Source organism: Streptomyces sp. NBC_00647 (genome assembly GCF_045207245.1).
Taxonomy (GTDB): Bacteria; Actinomycetota; Actinomycetes; order Streptomycetales; family Streptomycetaceae; genus Streptomyces.
In genome coordinates, this window is the sequence record NZ_CP109040.1 from 10,587,435 (window position 1) to 10,606,063 (window position 18,629).

14 protein-coding genes and 2 pseudogenes are annotated in these 18,629 nt (G+C 68.6%); 8 read left to right on the forward strand and 8 right to left on the reverse strand.

All coding sequences use genetic code 11. The features are described 5' to 3' along the window. Positions 1 to 160 precede the first annotated feature (160 nt). The 3 genes from OG788_RS46660 to fxsT are packed head-to-tail and all read left to right on the forward strand — an operon-like array spanning position 161 to position 7,050. On the forward strand, positions 161 to 1,690 hold the full coding sequence (locus OG788_RS46660; protein ID WP_406368275.1) for an effector-associated domain 2-containing protein: 1,530 nt from the start codon (positions 161 to 163) through the stop codon (positions 1,688 to 1,690). Next, positions 1,687 to 2,748 carry an AAA family ATPase gene (locus OG788_RS46665; RefSeq protein WP_406368273.1) on the forward strand — a complete coding sequence of 354 codons (1,062 nt, stop codon included), beginning with the start codon at positions 1,687 to 1,689 and terminating at the stop codon, positions 2,746 to 2,748. The genes OG788_RS46660 and OG788_RS46665 overlap by 4 nt, the downstream gene beginning before the upstream one ends. Continuing rightward, on the forward strand, positions 2,749 to 7,050 hold the full coding sequence (fxsT, locus tag OG788_RS46670; protein ID WP_406368271.1) for an FxSxx-COOH system tetratricopeptide repeat protein: 4,302 nt from the start codon (positions 2,749 to 2,751) through the stop codon (positions 7,048 to 7,050). A 286-nt stretch (positions 7,051 to 7,336) separates the two neighbouring features. On the opposite strand, the gene OG788_RS46675 is transcribed toward fxsT, so the two are convergent. Next, positions 7,337 to 7,765 carry a hypothetical protein gene (locus OG788_RS46675; protein ID WP_406368269.1) on the reverse strand — a complete coding sequence of 143 codons (429 nt, stop codon included), beginning with the start codon at positions 7,763 to 7,765 and terminating at the stop codon, positions 7,337 to 7,339. Here OG788_RS46675 and OG788_RS46680 point away from each other — a divergent pair. Further along, a complete protein-coding gene (locus OG788_RS46680) occupies positions 7,725 to 8,057 on the forward strand; it encodes a hypothetical protein (RefSeq protein WP_406377026.1) in 333 nt (110 codons plus the stop codon). The two genes, OG788_RS46675 and OG788_RS46680, sit on opposite strands and share 41 nt — an antisense overlap. Here OG788_RS46680 and OG788_RS46685 read toward each other — a convergent pair. Together OG788_RS46685 and OG788_RS46690 are read right to left on the reverse strand one after the other, a co-directional pair. Further along, positions 7,952 to 8,167, reverse strand: a complete 216-nt coding sequence (locus OG788_RS46685; RefSeq protein ID WP_406368267.1) for a hypothetical protein — start codon at positions 8,165 to 8,167, stop codon at positions 7,952 to 7,954. The two genes, OG788_RS46680 and OG788_RS46685, sit on opposite strands and share 106 nt — an antisense overlap. A gap of 192 nt (positions 8,168 to 8,359) precedes the next feature. Then, positions 8,360 to 8,575: a hypothetical protein gene (locus tag OG788_RS46690; protein ID WP_406368265.1), complete on the reverse strand. Its 216-nt coding sequence runs from the start codon at positions 8,573 to 8,575 to the stop codon at positions 8,360 to 8,362. 423 nt (positions 8,576 to 8,998) lie between these two features. On the opposite strand from OG788_RS46690, the gene OG788_RS46695 reads away from it, so the two are divergent. Beyond that, positions 8,999 to 9,493, forward strand: a complete 495-nt coding sequence (locus tag OG788_RS46695; RefSeq protein WP_406368263.1) for an RICIN domain-containing protein — start codon at positions 8,999 to 9,001, stop codon at positions 9,491 to 9,493. 110 nt (positions 9,494 to 9,603) lie between these two features. Here the strand turns inward: OG788_RS46695 and OG788_RS46700 are convergent. Further along, positions 9,604 to 9,780, reverse strand: a pseudogene (locus OG788_RS46700) (IS630 family transposase); the annotation flags it as partial. A 275-nt stretch (positions 9,781 to 10,055) separates the two neighbouring features. Here OG788_RS46700 and OG788_RS46705 point away from each other — a divergent pair. Continuing rightward, positions 10,056 to 10,979, forward strand: coding sequence for an ISL3 family transposase (locus tag OG788_RS46705; RefSeq protein WP_406368261.1), 924 nt, complete (start codon positions 10,056 to 10,058; stop codon positions 10,977 to 10,979). Between the two features lies 1 nt (position 10,980). On the opposite strand, the gene OG788_RS46710 is transcribed toward OG788_RS46705, so the two are convergent. The 3 genes and pseudogenes from OG788_RS46710 to OG788_RS46720 all read right to left on the reverse strand — a co-directional run bounded on the left by OG788_RS46710 (position 10,981) and on the right by OG788_RS46720 (position 13,732). Further along, positions 10,981 to 11,436, reverse strand: coding sequence for an SMI1/KNR4 family protein (locus tag OG788_RS46710; protein ID WP_406376633.1), 456 nt, complete (start codon positions 11,434 to 11,436; stop codon positions 10,981 to 10,983). Between the two features lie 151 nt (positions 11,437 to 11,587). Continuing rightward, a pseudogene (locus OG788_RS46715) lies at positions 11,588 to 11,733 on the reverse strand (L-threonylcarbamoyladenylate synthase); the annotation flags it as partial. Positions 11,734 to 11,824: 91 nt separating this feature from the next. Continuing rightward, the gene (locus OG788_RS46720; protein ID WP_406368259.1) at positions 11,825 to 13,732 is read right to left on the reverse strand and encodes a DNA/RNA helicase domain-containing protein; all 1,908 of its coding nucleotides are present in this window, start codon (positions 13,730 to 13,732) and stop codon (positions 11,825 to 11,827) included. Positions 13,733 to 13,829: 97 nt separating this feature from the next. On the opposite strand from OG788_RS46720, the gene OG788_RS46725 reads away from it, so the two are divergent. Both OG788_RS46725 and OG788_RS46730 read left to right on the forward strand, forming a co-directional pair. Continuing rightward, positions 13,830 to 14,186 (forward strand): nucleotide pyrophosphohydrolase, encoded by a 357-nt coding sequence (locus OG788_RS46725; protein ID WP_406368258.1) that lies wholly within the window; start codon positions 13,830 to 13,832, stop codon positions 14,184 to 14,186. 17 nt (positions 14,187 to 14,203) lie between these two features. Continuing rightward, a complete protein-coding gene (locus tag OG788_RS46730) occupies positions 14,204 to 16,675 on the forward strand; it encodes a P-loop NTPase fold protein (RefSeq protein ID WP_406368256.1) in 2,472 nt (823 codons plus the stop codon). A 115-nt stretch (positions 16,676 to 16,790) separates the two neighbouring features. Here OG788_RS46730 and drmB read toward each other — a convergent pair whose 3' ends face one another. After that, a complete protein-coding gene (gene drmB, locus OG788_RS46735) occupies positions 16,791 to 18,629 on the reverse strand; it encodes a DrmB family protein (RefSeq protein WP_406368254.1) in 1,839 nt (612 codons plus the stop codon).

Sequence of the window (18,629 nt, forward strand, 5' to 3'; positions counted from 1 at the left end):
CCGTCCGCGGCTCGGGCGGGGATTCCCGCACGGCGATCCGGCCTGGCGGAGCACGTTCGATGTCGGCAACAAGCCTGTTCACCCACTGCCGACGTGCTAGTTTCACAGGCTGGGTAGGTATACCGGCTCCGCGGGGAAGGTCGGTGAAGTCGTCGGCGCCATGGGCGAGTTCGAGAACGCGTCGGGCCTGGCCCTGCTGTCCGGTCTGACCGACGCGCTGTGCGGTCTTTCCTGCATGCGACAACCGCGAGGGCGACAACTTTTCGCCGAGGTGCTCGCAGAACAACTGGGCGTTCACATCGCATCCCCGGATACGGGACTGCGTGGTGACGCCCTCTGCCTGGTCCGGGCTGCGCTGAGTGTTGCAGGAGGCGAGCAGATTCTCGCGTCGGTGGTCGGCCTCTTCGAGGGGCCGGCAGCTGCGGAGGGGATCGAGCAGATCACTGCGCCCGTGGCCGGTCCGTACGACTCGGCGCCACAGCTGGCCGGTCCGTTGTCCGAGCGGGACGTTGCATCGGCACGGGCGCTCCTGAGCACGATGACGGACGAGCTGCCGTGGACCGCACTACGTGACGGAATCGCGGCCGAGACAGGCCTGTCGCCGCCGCTCGGTCTGCCCCCTGTGGGACTCCTGCTCCACCTGCTGGAGTGGAATGTGCAGCCTGACGGCCTGCCGCCCGCAGTCCTCCTCATGGAACACGCGGCCGCGGCGGTCCGGGCCCCGAACAACCGTGGCGCCCTGTCCGCGTGGGCGGAGGACTGGGCCAGCAGGGCCGGTCTGCTCACGGAACTCGAACACCGGCGGGCTGCTCGCGCGGCCACCCGAACCGGCCATCCTGTACCCCGATGCCTCCTCGTGATCGTCGAGCCCGCCAGAGACGGTTCCGACGACGTCACCGTCCGGCCCTGGCTCAACACCAGCCCCGACAGCTGGAACCCTCTGCCCGCCGAGCCCACGATCACCACACTCGACCAGCTCGGCATGGCGGTCAGTGCGGCTCTGAGGCAGCTGGCACGGCTTTCGCCGCCGGAAAATGACCCCTTCACCGGCCCGGCGTCCATGCCCCCGTACGTCGAGTTCGTCCTGCCCTACGACCTCCTCAACCGCGATGTAGCAGGGCTGGCATCTGAGTCGGGACGTGGCGAATCACCGCCCCTCGGACTGCGGTACGGCGTGCACCTCCGCAGCCTGGAACGCATGCGAACCCGCGATCCTCTGGTCGTACGCCGGTGGCGGGAACGCTGGCGGACTCTGCAGAGCGACGGAATCGGCGTGTACGAGTGGAAGGACCCCGACACCCGACGGCCGGCCGAGTGGCGCCTCGATCTGGCACGTGAGCCCCACCACACAGCGGCTGTGCTCGATGCACCCGACCGGGAGGGCGCGATGAACGCGCTCAAAGCGGCCATCGCGGAGGGGATCGGGCTGGCCATGTGGGACCGGCGAGGAGAGTTCCTGGACGAACGCAGAGAAGTCGTCCGCACTGTCCTTGCCTCGGTGCAGCCGCCACAGATCCCCATGGCCGTGCACCGGCTCAGACGAAGCGCTGCAGCACACCAGCACGACGCCCGCCTGCTCGGACGGCACATCGGTTTTCTCTGGGACGATCCCACGCGGCTCGTCGACAACCAGGACGCCGACATGGAATTCGACGTGGAAACTCTCGACCGTGAGGAGAACGGCACATGAGCGGGAAGACACCGGCGGACGGGCAGGATTGGCGGGTGTTCCACGCCACCGGCTCCGCACCTGACGGGGGTCCCCGCACCCTGCCCGAGGCCCCGCCCTGGCGCAGATTCGGCGGCGGGCCCGCACTCCCCCCGCCCCCCGACGACGAGCAGGCTGCACGCCGTCGTCTCGGACACGCGGAGCCCGTGTCTCAACTCGACGAAAAGAGCATCGACACAGTCAACGCCGCCCTGCTGCTGCGCCGCCCCTTGCTCGTCACCGGGCCGCCAGGAGTCGGCAAGTCCACCCTCGCCTACCTCATCGCCCGCGAACTGGGCCTCGGACAGGTGCTGGAGTGGAGCATCGTCAGCCGCACCACATTGCGTGATGGCCTGTGCTCCTATGACGCTCTGGGCCGGGCGCAGGCCATCGCGGCCTGGCAAGCAGGCATGAGAGCGCATCTGGCACCCGACGATGCCGCTCCGGGCGACAGCAGCCGCTCCGTGCCAGCCCTGGGCGACTTCATCACCCTGGGCCCGCTCGGGACTGCGCTGCTGCCCTACGACCGTCCGCGTGTCCTGCTCGTCGACGAACTGGACAAGAGTGACATCGACCTGCCGAACGACTTGCTGCACGTGCTGGAGAACGGGAACTACGAAATTCCGGAGTTGGTGCGTGAGGCGGACAGCCAGGCGCTGGTGCACACCAGCGATCCAGGGCTGCGCGCGGTGGTCAACGACGGGCGCGTGGAATGCCGTGAGTTCCCCGTCGTAGTGATCACCAGCAACGGCGAGCGTGAGTTCCCGGCGGCTTTCCGCAGGCGCTGCCTGCCTCTGGAGATGAGGACACCCACCCGGGAGCAACTGCTCACCATGGTGGAAAGCCACTTCAGGGCGCTGCCGTCGGACGCCGGGACCCTGATCGACGATTTCATGGAACGTGTCCGAATGGGTGGAACCCACTCACTGGACCAATTGCTCAATGCCGTACAACTGACCACGAAGAGCGGCTTCCAGACCGACGCTGCGCGCCGCACGCTTGTCGAGTTGCTGTTGCGGGACCTGGCAAAGGGTCGCTGAATGAGCGGAAAGCCACGAGAGCGTGCGCCGGGAAGCGAGGACCCGGCGGCCGCGGGCGAGACCGATCGGCAGCCGGCAACGGCCGAGGAGGACCGGCCGCTGAACGCCCCGCAGTGGCAGGAGCTCGCCGACGCCGTCTGGTTGGCCGCGCACTGGAGCCTGGCCGGACGGATCGGGCCGGGACCGTCCGGCCTCATGGACGGCGAGGCCCCGGACGACGAGGCACCCTCGCCGACTGTCCCGCCATTCGATACGCGGCCGCAACCGGCGGCCGACGAGCCTGATTCCAGTACTCCGGCAGCTGCCCAGCCGTCCTTCGCTTCTCAGGAGCCGATCCAACTCCTCGTGGAATCGCCCCTCCTGCCCAGGGCGCGCTCCGCGGAGGCTCCGACGGCAGCGCGACGTTCCGCGCAGTTGGCACGCTCCCTGCACAGGCTCAGGAGGCGGATGCCGTCCCGGCACCAGCTGCAGTTCGACGAAGAAGCCACCGCCGAACAGATGTTCACCGATGGGCTGTGGATGCCGCTGCTCAGGCCCAGCGAGGCCAGAGCTTTCGAGCTTGTGGTCCTGATCGACGACAGCCCCACGATGTCCATCTGGCATCAGGAGACCACCGCCCTGCTGTCCGCCGCTGAACACAGCGGTTCCTTCGGGTCGGTGCGCACCGTCCGGCTGGACCTGCCGAACGATGCCAGCGGTTCGCCGACTTTGCGTTGGAGCGCGACGCAAAGCTTCACGGACCCCGGTGAGATGCTCAGCGGCCGAGCGGGTCAGCTGTTCCTCATCGTGACCGACGGCCTCGCGCACGGCTGGGTCGGTTCGGGCGCCGACGACTTGCTCGCGCGCCTCGGCCACGCGGGTCCCACCGCTCTGGTCAGCCTCCTGCCTCCCCACCTGCGGCACCGCTCCTCGCTCTACCCCCACAACGCCGTACTGGAAGCGGCCGGCTTCGGCGCTGCGAACCGCAACCTGTCCTACGGACCGTCACCCGGCGGGTTGGATCCGCTGCGGCCACTGCCCCAGGCCGGCGAGGACCGCGTGGTGGTGCCCGTCCTGTCCCTGAAACCGGAGTCCCTCGCCGCTTGGGCTGGCTTGGTCGTCGGGGAGCGGGGCGTACGCCGCGCCCTTCCCGTGGTGGTGGCCGGGGCGCTGAGCGAGGGGAATCCCACGCCCGGGCTGATCGCCCCACGTGTACACAGCGCCGCGCCCGCAGCGGTGCGCCGCTTCTTCAGGCTGGCCACGCCGTCCGCCCGCCTGCTCGCCACCCAGCTGGCGGCGGCCCCCTTCGAGTTCGACCTGATCCAGCAGCTACGTAGCCGCATCATGCCGGACACCGGCGCGGAGCACCTCGCCGAGATCATGATGGGCGGACTGATCGACTGGGACGACAACGGCGCACGTCACCCCGAGTTCGCCGACGGGGTGCGCCAGGCGCTCCTTGCGATGACGACACGCAAACAACTCGCCAGGGTCGTGGGAATCGTCGGAGAGCTTCCCGCAGCGGGAGCACAGGGCGCCGCCCTGCGCGCCGCCTTGCGCGACCCGACGCAGGCCGCGCTGCCCGACCCGGACAAGGGAGGGTGGTGGCAGACCGAACTTGCGGTGATGCGGGCGCTGGGAGGGCCGTACTCCCACCGCGCCAGACGCATTCAGAACACTGTCGCCCCCAGTGCCGGTGACGCGCCCGGAGGGCTGGCGGACCAGGTCAGGCTGGAGCAGCCTCGCCCGGACTCCGCACCGCACCCTGTTACCTCTGCGGCCCCGGCGGCCGCGGAGGTGACGGCGCTCGGCCCGGTACCTGCAGGGCATTTGGCGTCACCTCCCGTCATGCTGAACATCCCTCCGCGCAACCCTCAGTTCACCGGCCGGCAGGAACAGCTGCAGGCGCTGGCACAGCGCCTTGCCGCTGGGGGCACCGTGTGCGTACTGCCGGACGCACTGCACGGCGATGTGGCAGGAACCTCCGAGCTGGCGCTCGAGTACATCCACCGACACGTGGGCGACTACGATCTCCTCTGCTGGATCCCCGCCCGGCAGGAGAGCCTCATCCTGGAGGCCTTCGCGAAGCTGACAGCCGAACTCGGGATCGGCACGAGCGACAGCAGCCCCCTGCCCGTCGATGCCGCGGTGTCCGCCGCTCACGAGGCGCTGCGCACGGACACCGACCGTCGATGGCTGCTGGTCTTCGACGACGCGCAGGACGTCGAAACGGTACGAAGGTACCTGCCTCGGGGCGGCCAGGGCGGTGTCCTCGTCACCTCCCGCGACCGCAGGTGGGCGCAAGTGTCTGACACCATCGGACTGGACGTTCTCGAGCGCAAGGACTCGGTCGCACTTCTGCAGGCGCAGGCGTCCACCCTCTCGGTCCAGGACGCCGACCGTCTTGCCGAATCCCTCCACGACCTGCCCCTGGCCGTGGAGCAGGCGGGCGCTTGGCTCCGTGACACCCACCTCCCTGCCCACGTCTATATCGAACTGATCGAGGAGCGCGCCCGGGACGCCGACGTGCTTGCCGTACAACTTCGATGCCGACCCGCTCTCATCGCGGCCTGGGAGATCACGCTGGAGCGACTCCGGCAAACGAACCCGGCCGCGCTCAAACTCCTCGACCTCTGCGCGACCATGGCGTGCGAACCGATCCCGCGAGCCCTGCTGACCCGGCAGATCCTTGCCGATGCCGGGACACAGGACCTAGGGCCCCTGGACGACCCTGTAGCAGTGGGCCGTGCCCTCCGGGCTCTTCGACAGGCCTTCCTGATCAAGCTCGACCACCGGGCCGACACCCTGCAACTGCACCGGGCCCTGCGGGACCTGATCCTGGCTCGGCTCACCTCCGAACAGCGCGAACAGCAGCGCGAGACCGTCCATCAGCTCCTGGTGGCGGCCAGACCCGGCCACCACGTCGACGCGCAAGAGTGGCCCGCCTACTGGCTGCTGCTGCCCCACCTGCTGGCCTCGCAGGCGCTGACCAGCACGGACTCACGAGTGCGCGACCTCGTCCATGACACCGTGCTGTTCCTCCAGCACCGAGGCGACCGCAACGGCGCCACCGCACTCGCCGAGCAGGCCGGAGCCGCCTGGCTCGCGGCTTCCGGCGAAGAACACCGCGAGGTGTCCCGCATGACGAAGACCAACGCCATGCTGCTGCGGCAGGCCGGCCGGATCGCCGAGTCCGTCCCACTCACCGAGAGAGCGCTGGAAATCTCGCGTCGAACAGCGATGGCCAGCGACGACCTGATCGACTCCCTATGCGAGTTGGCCGACGCCCGCCGCCACCAAGGTCGGTTCCAGCAGGCACAGGACCTCAGCAAGGAAGCCACCCGGCTGGCCCGTTATCACTTCGGCGACGAAGACCCTCTTACACTGCGCGCCACCCACAGCTGGACCACCGATCTGCGGCTGCGCGGACTGTTCACCCAGGCACTGCCACTGGACCAGGAGAACGCCCATCGGTGCGAACTGCTCCTTCAGCCTGCAGACAGCCGCACTCTTCACAGCCTCAACGCCGTCGCGGTCGACATGCGGGAGAGCGGCGACTACTCCGGCGCCCGCGACCTCCAGGAGCGGCTCTACCTATCGGCAGAGTCCGAACTCGGAGAGAAGCACCCGCTCACCCTCGATGCTGCCCGCCACCTCGCGGGCTGCCGGCGACGAGACGGGGCATTCGCCGGCGCCGCCCTGCTGTCCGCAAAGACCCTAAGACACAGCACGACCCGGTACGGCCCCGATCACCCCGCGTCGCTCGCAGCTGCAGTCGACGCCGCCATCGACCTGCGTCTCGCCGGAAACCTCGGCCAGTCCCGCCTACTGAGCGAGACCACGGCACAGCGTCTGGCCGCACGCCTCGGCGAGGATCATCTGTGCACCCTGGTGGCGCAGACCGGTCTCGCGATCACCATGCGAGCCTTCGGCGACCTCGACCTCGCCCGCGAGATCGAGGACAGCGTGGCAGGCCGGCTGAAAGTGACGGTGGGGCACCGTCACACCACAACGCTGATTGTGGAGATCGGCAGGGCCTGCACAGCGTACGTGGAGCTGGATTTCGACCGGGCACGCGAGATCGACCAGCGCAACCTGTCCCTCCTGGACGCGGTGGTGGGCGAACAGCACCCGCTGAGGTCATCCTGTGCCGCCAACCTTGCACTCGACCTTCGAGGGCTGGGGCGAGGCGCCGAGGCCGATGCACTGCAACACACCGCCATCGAAGGGCTCGCAAGTGCCCTGCGTGCCGGCCACGCCTGGCTCACGGCGGCCCGGACGGGGCGGCGGATCGATTGTGACCCCGTCTACGTCTCGCTGTAGCGGTTCCTGACAGCGGATCGGCAGATTCCGGGCGGGTGCGCGCCTGTCGGCAGGCACGTTCCTCGCGCTTCTGCGTGAGCCGCGGTCAAGAGCCCAGATGGCGTCCCGCGTGATGGTGTAGGCGATCACCGTGCGGGTGTGCGCGGGCGGATGCCCGGGGCGTGCATCCGGTGACCAGCCAGCGAATCACCAGCAGGCTTCGCAACGACCACCAGGCGCGGATCACCGGGTTCCTCCGAGGATGAGGACAGATGGCCCCGCAGCTGCTGGAAGCGGCGTGCTTCGCTCACCTGCATCGGTGACGTACTCCATCCGCCTTCTCCTCCTCGGAGTTGGGGGCGGTCCGCAGCCGGTCGGCCACGGCGGCAGAGGGGAAAAGGTCGATCACGACCCGTTCGGCCGGATCACCGGCGGTGGCCCGGCCGCGCAGTCGTTCGGCTTCCGCGAGCGCGGCGTCCGAGGGCGGGCGACGGACCTTGGTCTTGCAGGGAGCCCGGTCGGTGAAAGCGGCCGGCACCGTCCGTTCCAACGCGATCACGTGCCCGGCGTCCCGGACGGTCTGGCCCGCGCCGTCGACGGCCCGCCGGTGCCGGGCGATCACCGCCCGGCCGGCAGTGACGACGTGGGGGTAGTCCTCACCCAGCCGGTGCACCAGCCGCACCTGGACGCCCGGCATGCCGGGCGGCACCGAATGGAAGTTGCCGCGGAAGGACATCAAACTCTGCGCGCTGACCGGCCGCTCCACTTCGAGCTCGGCCGGGAACGGCCTGGCCGAGCAGGTCCAACAACGGCTCACCGGCAGCCAGTTCGGCGAAAGTGAGGGTCATCCCGTCGACCTTGCGGCGGCGCTCGTCCATGCGGAGCGCGCGCTTGTCGACCCCGGACTGGGCCTGCTCAACCGTCAGATGGTCCGGGACGGTCCGCCACCAGCGTTGCGCCGCCGAGTGGTTGGCCTTCTGCACCACGCCCCGCGCCGCGGCGGGCAGATGCCGACGCCGGCCCCGTAGTACTTCGCGACCCCGGCGAAGGCCGCGGTGACCTGCCCGCTGGAGGGATAGCAGACGGTGGCCATCCGGTCGAAGCGCCAGCGCCGGGCGGTCCCGCCGAGCTTGCGCATCACCTGGTCCAGAGCATGGACCAGGTGCGGGAAGTCCTCCTGTCCCTTACTTCAACCCCGTCACAGTGACATACGAACGGACCGACCAGCGCCAGGAGCTGCTGCTGGTGAAGGATGACGGGCGCTGGTGGATAGGCCTCGGCGACGGTGACCCCGCGGCAGGCATGTAGTGACAACCGCGGAACTGGTCGTTCAGCGGGCGGCCCATCCCTTGATTTCAGCCGCGACGCTCCGCACATCCAGTGCGTCGCGGCTGATACGGGCAGCGAGAGCGGCAGCCTGCTTGGGCTGCACGTCCACGATGACGCCGCTCACCGACAGGTAGGAGGCGGCGACGACGGCGCCGAACAGCTCGTTCGAGTGCCTCGACGGCCGGCATTGCAAGGCACGACCACGGTCATTGCCCACACCAGGCGCGAGGGCAGCTTCCTGCGCTCGGCCAGGAACACCCAAGGCCCACCACGACTGCAACCGGTCAGCGACTCCCGTGTACTCGAGTGTTAGGCGGCTTGATCAACGAATACAGATATGCGGCGTGAGCTGCAGCGATGGGTTTCCGAACGGCACAGGGCACACCGCTCCACCGGCAGGGCGAGGGGCAAGCGCCTGCCCGGGAGTAGCCGGCACCCGCTGCTGGTCCACGACCAGCCCAACCAGCCGAGACGGTCCGCTGGATGAACCGGCGGACCACCGCGAAAGGATCGACGTCAGCGAAACGTTGGCGAAGCGTCAGCAGGGATTGCGAAGGTGGTGCGTCAGGAACAGCAGACCGCGAGAACGGAGATTTTCGTACATGAGCGCATGGATCTCGAAGGAAGCTGAAATCATCCAATGAAATTAAAAGCCATCCTCTCCGTGGTATGGGCTGTCGCGTGTGCTTTCGTATTCATGACACCGACCAATGCTGCAGCAGCAGCCGGCCAGCCGGTCGTGCTGCAATTCAGCAGCGCGGCTACGGGATTGTGCCTGGACAGCGACACGGGCGGATATGTTTACGCGAAGAGTTGTGGTTCAAACAACTCGTTTCAGAAATGGAACACGTACCGCGACGGCAATCGGATGATGGTCCAAAATGTGGCGACCGGACGATGCCTCACCGGCAAGAGTCAGAGCGCTTGGTACCCGGTCACAGAACCATGCGACGGGCTGAAGTCCGAACAGTACTGGGAGGACTGGGACCCTGCTGCAACGAAGGTCCTCCTGGTCAACAACAGGTATAAGTACGCAGTCACCAACGGCAGTTGCTGCGACGGCAACGGGGATGAAATCGTGAGCCTTAGTACTCACCCGTTGGTGGGAGAACCGTCGCATACCTGGCTGCTGTGATTCACCCCCGGTAACAGGGGGTCAGGGAACAAGGTCACCCTTGTGAAACCGGCAGCGGGCTGCTCGTCGCAGCGAGCAGCCTCACCTCCAGCCCCGCCCCCGGCGTCGTGCGCCGCCGTGCTGAGAGGGCGTCCGCCCCAGCGGATGCCTTTCTCGCTGCGGATGCGGGCGCGTTCCTTGCGTTCGGCGGCGAGGACATCGCGGTGGCGGGCGTTGGCGTTACGCCAGCGCAGGTAGGCGTGCAGGGCCCGGGTCTGCACGGTGTGGTTGGGGTGGTGGGAGTTCGATCACCGCGAATCCCGCCTCAAGCCGCCGCAGCACGGTCGGATTCTCACCAGAGCAGCTCCGATCCGATCCATCCGCCAGTCACCAGTCATGGCCCCAACTTAGCCACCGGTGATCAAGGCCCGCTCTTCGCTCCCCAACCTCCCCACATACATCAAAAGCCAACCAAGTGAGGCGACGAGCACCCCTGGCCGTTTTCACGGCTCTGTCCGCAGTTCCGTGAATCCCCAGGTCAGCGAAGTGAGCGAGGGATCGTTTCGGCAGAGTATGTCCCGGCATGGCGAGCAAGACGGTCGAGGCTGTGCTGTTTCCCGGGATCGATGTGCGAGTGGAGCGCGTCAGCGACTCCTCCGACGTCCTGGTGGTGGAGGCGCTGTCCACCGCTCGCCCGGGCAGGTGCCCGGACTGCCGGAAACAGGCGAAACGCGCGCACAGCACGTACCAACGCAGCCTGGATGAAAGGCCGTTGGGATTTCGCCGGGTCATCGTCAGGCTGCGGGTCCGCCGGTACTTCTGCGACCGGAAGAGGTGTTCCCGTACGACGTTCGTCGAGCAGGTGCCGGGGCTGTCCACGCGCTACCGCCGTTCCAGTACCGGGCTTGCGGACTGGCTGCGGTCGATCGCGATCGAGCTCGGCGGCCGTCCCGCCGCACGGCTGTGCCGTCGACTGCGGCTGACCGCGGGCCGGACCCGGCTGCTCAGGCTGCTGACGGCGCCGGCGGTGCCGGACCGTGCCCCGAGGGTGCTGGGGGTGGACGAGTTTGCCTTCCGCAAGGGCTGCACCTACGGCACCGTGCTGGTCGACGTCGAGGCCGGCCGGGTTGTGGACGTGCTGCCCGACCGCACCTCCGAGACGTTCGCCGCCTGGCTCACCGAGCATCCCGGAGCCGAGATCATCTGCCGGGACCGGGCCACTGCCTACACGAAGGCAGTCAAGGAAGCCGCCCCTCATGCCCTCGAAGTCGCTGATCGCTGGCACCTGCTGCAGAACCTGTCCGCCGCGGTGGAGAAGACCTGCCACCAGCACCGCGACTGCCTGCGCAAACATACCAAGGAGGAGACCGTGACCGAGGTGCCGGAACCACCCCCGATGCTGTTACCGCCCGCGGAACTGCCCCGCACCCAGATCATCGAACGAACCCGCCACCGCTACGAAGACATCCACCGCCTTCTGCGGATCCGGATCCTCACTCGGCCGTGATCTACAACCGATACCAGTCGTCCCCACTGACGCGCAGGGAACGGCCGAGGTAGTCGCGCAGATTGTTTGCCACCCATCGGCGGCTGTCGGTCTCGTGCTCCCAGACGAAGACGTCCGGACGCTGTGGCTTCTGCACGAGGGCGAACTGATCGCCACCTCCGTTGTCCCCGAAGAACATGAAGGCATCGAAAGGCATGTAGAGGTCGGCGAACGTCCAGTCGGACCAGAACTGGAGGTTCTGGTCGACGATCTGCTCCAAGGTCCAAACGGTGTCCACGTGCGTGTGGCCGATCACCCCGTTGCTCTCCAGGAGCAACCGCTTGAGATCCGCTGGCACGGGTCGGCCCAGGAGTCGTTCCGCCGAGACGATCTCGGATGCATCGACCGGCTCCCGAAGCCCTGCGTCAGGGAAGACTTCCAGAACTGACTCTCTCCACATGATCGCGAGCATAGCCATGCCCCAGGTTCAGATCGCATCAGCATGTATCAGTGGAATCGCCAACCGGCCGCTTCATGATCATTCACGGAATCGCGGTCAGAGCCGTTTTCAACGAGCCCCATCATCACTCCTCAACGTATGAGGTGCGGGCGGGATGGCGGCGCCGCGACGGCGGGCGATGGCCACGTCGCAGGACCAAGGTCAGCGGCCCGGGCCAGAAGTGTTCGGCCAGCAGCGCGCGGTCGCGGGCACCTCCTCGACCCAGTCGTCCAGCTGGTCAGCGGCGGCGATGTGGACGATCAGCGGGTTCGGCGGCCCTGGCTCTGATTCCCCGTTTTCGTGCGAGCGTTTCGTTCACGGCTGGCTGCTGGCTGCTGGCTGCTGGCTGCTGGCTGCTGGCTGCGGGTTACTGCCTGTCCTGAGTGGCTGTGTCGCGCCCGTGGTCATCGGGGTGGATGAGTTGGTGCAGGTATGCCTGGGTGTCCGGGTCGGTGGAGTAGAGGCGGGTGCCGCGGGCGCCGCGGGTGGCCAGGACGCGGTAGGTGTTGAGTGCGTAGCGCAGATACTGGTGTGGTGTCAGCTCTGCGAGGGCGGGGTCGTGGCTCTTCTCGGGGTGGGCCTGCCAGCCGTTCGTCGTCCACGTGAGGTCGTCGCCGAGGATGACGGCGCTGTAGTCGTATTCCATGCCCTGGGCGGTGTAGACGCAGCCGATCTGCTGGTGACCGCCCGCATCGGTGGCCCAAAAGGCCCGCCCGGGTGTGTTGGTGCCTGCGAGGATGCCGTCGGCTCTGGCGTTCCAGGGCCGTTGCCAGTGGTGCTCGCCCGTGCCGTCGTGCCAGGAGTGGGATACCTCGGGCAGTAGAGGCGGGGTGGGGGAGGATTTCCAGGGCCAGCAGAAACCGGCGGTGATGCGGGCGCTGTGGCCGTCGTGGATGCGTGCGTTGACCCAGTCCTCGAGTGAGGCAGGGGAGTTGGCGACGGCGAGGTCGTAGTCGCGGCTTCGCCACGTGGGAGCCGGGCCGCCAGCGGACAGTACGGCGTCGATCCAGTCGAGGTAGGTCCGTGAGCCCCCGCAGCGGAACTGGGTGGACAGATCGATGTGGGCGAACGTGTAGCCGTACGTTTCGGCCAGCTGCTGCAGTTCGTCCAGGGTGGTGCCTTCGTTGGGGCGCACGATCTGTCGCTCGTCGAGGAAGAGCACGAGCGCGGCACAGCCTTGGATGAGGCGGGTGAACAGATTGGGGAACTGGGTGCGGCGCCTGAGCGGGTCAGTGCGGGCGCGATGGGCCTCGTCCAGCAAGACCACACTGCTGTCCTTGTCCAGGCCGACGGGCAGGGTGGTGGTGAGGGTGTGAATGAGGCCCTTGGCCGAATCCCCGACAGCGCGGGCGAGTTGCTGGGTGAGGGTGCCGGAGGGGGACAGCAGCCGGGGATTGGCACCCTCCATGAGGCACAGGTCGCCCAGGATGCGTGCGGCGATCGCCGTTTTCCCGGTCCCGGGCCCGCCGGTGACGACCACCACGTGCCCAGGCGCTTTGCGGTCGACGGCCCGGACCGCCCGGTGGATCACCTGGCGGACCTTGTCCTGGTCGCCGATGAGCCTGAAGCCGTCGTGCCCGCCGATGGTGACGGCGACCCGGGACAGCAGCTGCGGGGAGGGACGGTGATGAGCCTGCAAAAACCCGTCGATCGAGGAGCGGTCCGCGGGTTCAAGCCCCGTGCACAGCAGACGCTCCGCCAACTGCGCAGCACCGGCATCCAAGGGAAGATCGGCGGCGCCCAGCAGCGGGTAGCAGGAGCTGGGACCGTCGGCAGTCTGCTCACGCAGATGCCCCACAAGGTCGGCGGAGGCGTTGTGCAAGAAAGCCAGCCCGCAGACGTTCAGGCCCAGTTCTGCGGGGACCCAGTGCGTCAGGTAGGTGACGTATCCGCCGACCTGGCGGGCCGGGTGCAGCACCTCGCGCCTGCCCACCCTCAGCATCCCGGCTCCCGCCGGATGCGGGGCGGCGGCGGTCCACTGCTTGAGTTCGACGACGACGGCGGTCAGCCGCCCCGCACGCACTCCGAGGATCAGCGCGTCGATGCGCTGGCTGGAGCCGGGCAGCTCATACTCCAGCAGCAGTTGCAGCTCGCCCAGCCCGGCAGCGCCCAACGCCTCCACCAGAGCAGGCCAACTGTTCTCCCAGCTGGCGAGTTCCTCTTCACCGGGGGGCCGGCCGTGCCCTGCCGTGTAGCGTGCGGCGCACCGCGCGACAAAGCCCGGCTCGGCGAGACGGGCCGCGGCCTCGTGCACGGTTCCCTCGAAAACATGCATGGACGATCTATAGCAGCCCCAACGGACAGCACCCGCACGGCAGTTCGCCCGACGGCCTGGGCCGGCTCATGTCCGAGGCGGCTGATAGGGATGGGGCATGACGATCCGCGATCTCCAGGACACGCTGGCGCAGTTCGCCCGCGAGCGCGACTGGGACCAGTTCCACACCCCGAAGAACCTCGCCATGGCGCTCTCCGGCGAGGCCGGTGAAGTCCTCGAACTCTTCCAGTGGCTCACCCCCGAACAGTCCGACGCCCTCACCAGCCAGCCCGAAGGGGGGAAGGCTCTGCGCCAGGAACTGGCCGACGTCTTCGCCTACCTCCTGCGCCTGGCGGACGTCACCGGCATCGACCTCGAAGAGGCGCTGGCCGAGAAGATCGAGCTGAACCGGCACCGCTACCCCGTTGACCTGGCCTACGGGCGCGCCGAGAAGTACACGAAACTGGGGGCGTAGCGGACGTGCGGATCTTCATGCAGCCGGCCAGACGTTCGGACCGCACCGTCGAACGGCACTACCAGGACACCATCGCCCGCCCGGTCGCCTTCGACGAGCACGCCGACCTCCTGGACCCCGCGACCCTGCAGAGACTGCGGCGCCTCTTCCCGGGCGGCAGCGCGGCGATGTGGGGCGTGATGCCGGGCAAGAACGGCGCCAACCTCCCCGAGATCCGCAAGATGGAATCCGGATCCTGGGTGTTCTTCAGCGGCGACAAGCGCCTGTATCTGGGCGCCACCATCGCCGCGACCTGGCGCAGTCCGCAGCTCGCCGAACGGCTGTGGGGCACTGATCCGGACAGCGGAACGTGGGAGTACATGTACGCGCTGGCCGGCCTGCGCGACTTCGACACCCCCATCGAGGAGCTGCGCGACCTGCTGAGCTGGAAGCCCACCCGCAACATCATGCGCTTCCAGGCCTTCAACACCGCCGAGGCCGACCTGCTCGAGCAGCACTTCTCCCTGGAGCCCTACACCCCGCCGGGCGGGGGCGACCCTGCCGGGCGGCCGCCGGTGCTGGCGGGCGTGCACAGCGACACCGCCAGCGGCGAGGACCTCCTGAGCAACGAGGCGGACGTGGAGATGCTCGCGCAACTGGCGGCCGCCACGGTCACCACCCCGCCCCTGGCGGTCGCGCTGCTGGGCGAATGGGGAGCCGGCAAGTCGAGCTTCATCCGCCAGATGAGCAGCCGAGTCGAACAACTCGCCGCGCTCGCGGCCGAAGACCCCGCCCACAGCGCATTCACCGCCACCGTCCGCCAAGTCCACTTCAACGCCTGGCACTACAGCGACGAGCAGGTGTGGTCGGGCCTGGTCGACCACCTCTTCCGCGCCCTGGCCCCCACCCCCGAACCGCAAGCACCCTCCGTGGAGGCGACCGCCGAGGAACGCCAGCGGCGAGCCGCACACCTGGCGCGGCTGGAGAGCGACCAGCAGCAACTCGACACCCGACTCGCCCGCACCGCCCAGGACCGGCCGGTCGGCTTCTTGTCCTTCGCAGGCTCCCCCCTGGAGGGGCCCCGGCTGCTGTACACGGCTGGCCGCCTCCTACTGCGCGACCTCCGGCACGGCCGGTGGGTCCTCGCCACCTGGCTGGCGGTCCTCGCAGGCACCAGCGCCGCCGGGCTGTGGCTGTCCAGCTGGCTGCCCCTGCTCCTCAGCGCCGTCGCGGGCCTCGCCGCCCCGGCCCTGCCCCTGTTGTGGGCCCTGAGGGCCACACACGCGCAGCACACGTCCCTTACCGGCAAACTCCGCGCCCTGCTGGAGAAGCACCAGCGCACCCTGGCCGAGAACGTCAGCGCGGCCCGCGCCCGGCTGGCCGAGGCGGATGCCGCCGTCCGGCTGGCCGACTTCCTCACCGAACGCAGCGCCCCCCAGACCTACCAGCACTACCGAGGACTGCTGGGCACGGTCCACCACGACCTGGTCCAGCTCGACGAGCGACTGCGCGAGGCCCGCGCCGAATGGGCCGGCGCCCAATCCCAGCAGCCGCCGCCCCTGGAACGCATCGTCCTCTACATCGACGACCTCGACCGGTGCCCCCCGGCACGCGTGGTGGAGGTGCTGTCCGCCGTGCACCTGATGCTCGCGCTGCCGCTGTTCGTCGTGGTCGTGGCGGTCGACCCGCGCTGGCTCCTCACATCACTCGAGCACCACTACCGGGACCTGTTCACCTCCCGCGACAGCACGCCCGGCTGGGCCGACACCCAGGACACCGCCACCCCCCTCGACTACCTGGACAAGATCTTCCAGATCCCCTTCGCCGTCCCGCCGACCACCCAGGAGAAGGCCGCACGCCTCATCCGCGCCCTGCTGACCACCCCCGACACCCCCGACACCCCCGACACTCCCGGTCCCGCAGACCCGGCGCAGCCTGCGGACCCCGGGAGCCTTCCGGATGCGCAGGAGCCCGAAGCACCAGCACCGCCGACCGCCTCTGCCCCCGCACCCGAACCAGAGCCGGCCGACGACCCGATGCCTGGCCCCCGCCCCGACCGCACCCCCGTCCAACTGCAGCTCGAGGAGACGGAGATCGCGTTCATGTCCCAGATGGGCGGCCTGACCCGCACCCCCAGGGCGGCCAAGAAGCTGGTCAACCTCTACCGGCTGGCACGCATCGGGGTCGAACCGGGCGACCTGGCAGCCTTCGTGGGAACGGAAGCGATTCCAGGCGAGCACCAGCCCGTCCAGATTCTGCTGGCCCTGCTCGTGGGCAGCCCGGACCAGGCCGCCGCCGTCTTCCGACACATCCTGGAGGCACCCCCCACCAGCAAGATCACCGAAGCGCTGCGCGGGCTCCCCGACGATGTCCCCGCAGCGGCGCAAGCGGTCGACCTGATCGAGCAGATGACCACCGCCCGGCCCGTGATCATGGATACCGCCGTGTACCAGCAGTGGTGCCCCAAACTGGCCCGCTTCTCCTTCTACACCCGCAACCTCATCGGTTGACCCGGCAGCCGTGGCCCAGCCCCAGGACGCTCGGCGACCTGCGGCCGTCCTCGGCGGCTGGGCCACAGCCACGGCGTGCTCGCAGGCTCACCCGGGCCGCAAGTCCGGCCCGATCTCAAGCGAAAAAGCCGGGGAAGTCCTTGGCGGGTGTTCCGACGAGGTGCGCACGATCAAGGAATGTGTTGTTCATTTCGCAGCTTGTCTCGGGCAGCAGGAGGCATGCGTGGCAGGCGGCCAGGTTGAGCCCACCGACACCGTTGGCGTCGGCCTCCATGCACAGAGGGTCGCAGGAGCACCAGGTGGCACGTTCCAAGGCGAACGACAGGCTCCTCGACAGCTCCGCGACCTGTCCTTGCGCGACGATGCCGCCCAGACTTCCTGCCGAGTCGCTGGTTGCGGTGTAGAGGAGGACCCCGCACATTTCGTCGTCGACGTAGAGCCGTTCCCGCAGAGAGGCCGCGGGGTAGCCGCAGTCCAGGCTCCACTCGTTGATCAGTGCGTGCGCCAGGGTGTGCAGGAGGACGAAGCGTGACGTCAGCGGCGAGCGCGGGTTCTCCCACTCCTGTTCCCGGAGCAGGTCCGCGTGCGCGGTTCGCATGCGGTCGGTCCGGTTGGAGTCGATACGGAGCACTGCCGACTCCCACCGGTGGAGTCGCTCCTGGTCCAGGGTGAGGAAGACTCCCTCGCCGACGACGTCGACGGCCGGGAGCCAGCCGAGGTCCGCGTTCCTGCTCAGGCGACCGATGCGATCACGATCGGCCTTCGAGCCCTGCGGAGGGCGGATGCGGGTGAAGCCGGTGAGGACCCGAACCTCGCGGAGGCGCTTGACCAACATCACCCGGTCGACGCCCGGGACGTCGGATCGCTGCGCGTCCTCGGGGGGCTCGCACACGAAGTGCTTGTTCTCGGGGGTGTCCTCGGTGACCTTGGAAAGCTGCTCGTACTCCTCCTGCCGGAGCGGCTCGCCGGCGGCGAACCGGATCTCGTCCTCGTCGTCCTCCGTGGGCTCGGGGTGGACTGCGTTCTCCAGGGTGCGGACGGTGCGCAGTACCTGGGAGGCGGAGTAGCCGCCGGGTGTCAGCCAGCCTTCGTCCTGTGCGAACTCCGCGATGCGCTCGTCGCTCTTGCCGACGAGGTGTCTGCGGTGCGCCTCGACGAGTTCCATCAGTTCCGTGTGCCACGGCGGGATCGACAGGGCCGAGCGCAGGTCGGCGAACCAGGCTGCCGAGGAACCGCGCTGGAGGGTCCGCAGGGGACGCTTGCATCCGCGCTCCGTGGCGCCGCGGCCCAGCCACGGGCGGGTGCCTTGGCACATTAGGCCCAGGCGGCGTAGAGCCGCCTTGCCGAAGGCACCCTCCATCGAGGCCTTCCGTCCGCAGCTGCAGCTGATGACGATGCTGCGGAGGCTGGCGGTGCGACCGTCGGTCTCCAACGTCAGCTCACTGGCGGCCTGCGAGCACGTACGGGGGTGAGCGTCCTTGCGCTCCGGGTCGGCGTGGACCCAGGCTTCGTAGGGGAACTCGTCGAGATGCCCGTCCTCGCAGGCCACCATGAAGCGCGAGGGCGTCAGCAGGGCCGCGCAGTGCGCGCAACGGTTGTCGCCCTCTGCCGCACTCAGGTCGCGGAACGCCTTGAGCGCCTTGCACTGGGGGCACGCGTAGGTGTCCGGGAAACGACGCACGCGCACGCCACGTCCGGTGGCGACGCGCGCCGCAGGTGGCCGTCTGAACCCGTTGACGTGCAGCATCGGTTCCAGGCGCTGGTCTCGCAGGTCGGGCTCACCCGCGACGTCCCAGGTGTCCAGACCGCTGACGATGTAGGACTGGTCGGCCACGGCGAGCAGGCCACCCACGCCGTACGTCGTGATTTGCTGGGCCCGCCGGACAGAGCCCACGGAGGGGCGCTTGCGCTCGTCGCCGGGGGGAGTGGTGCCGGGGGTGCTTCTGCGAGGCAT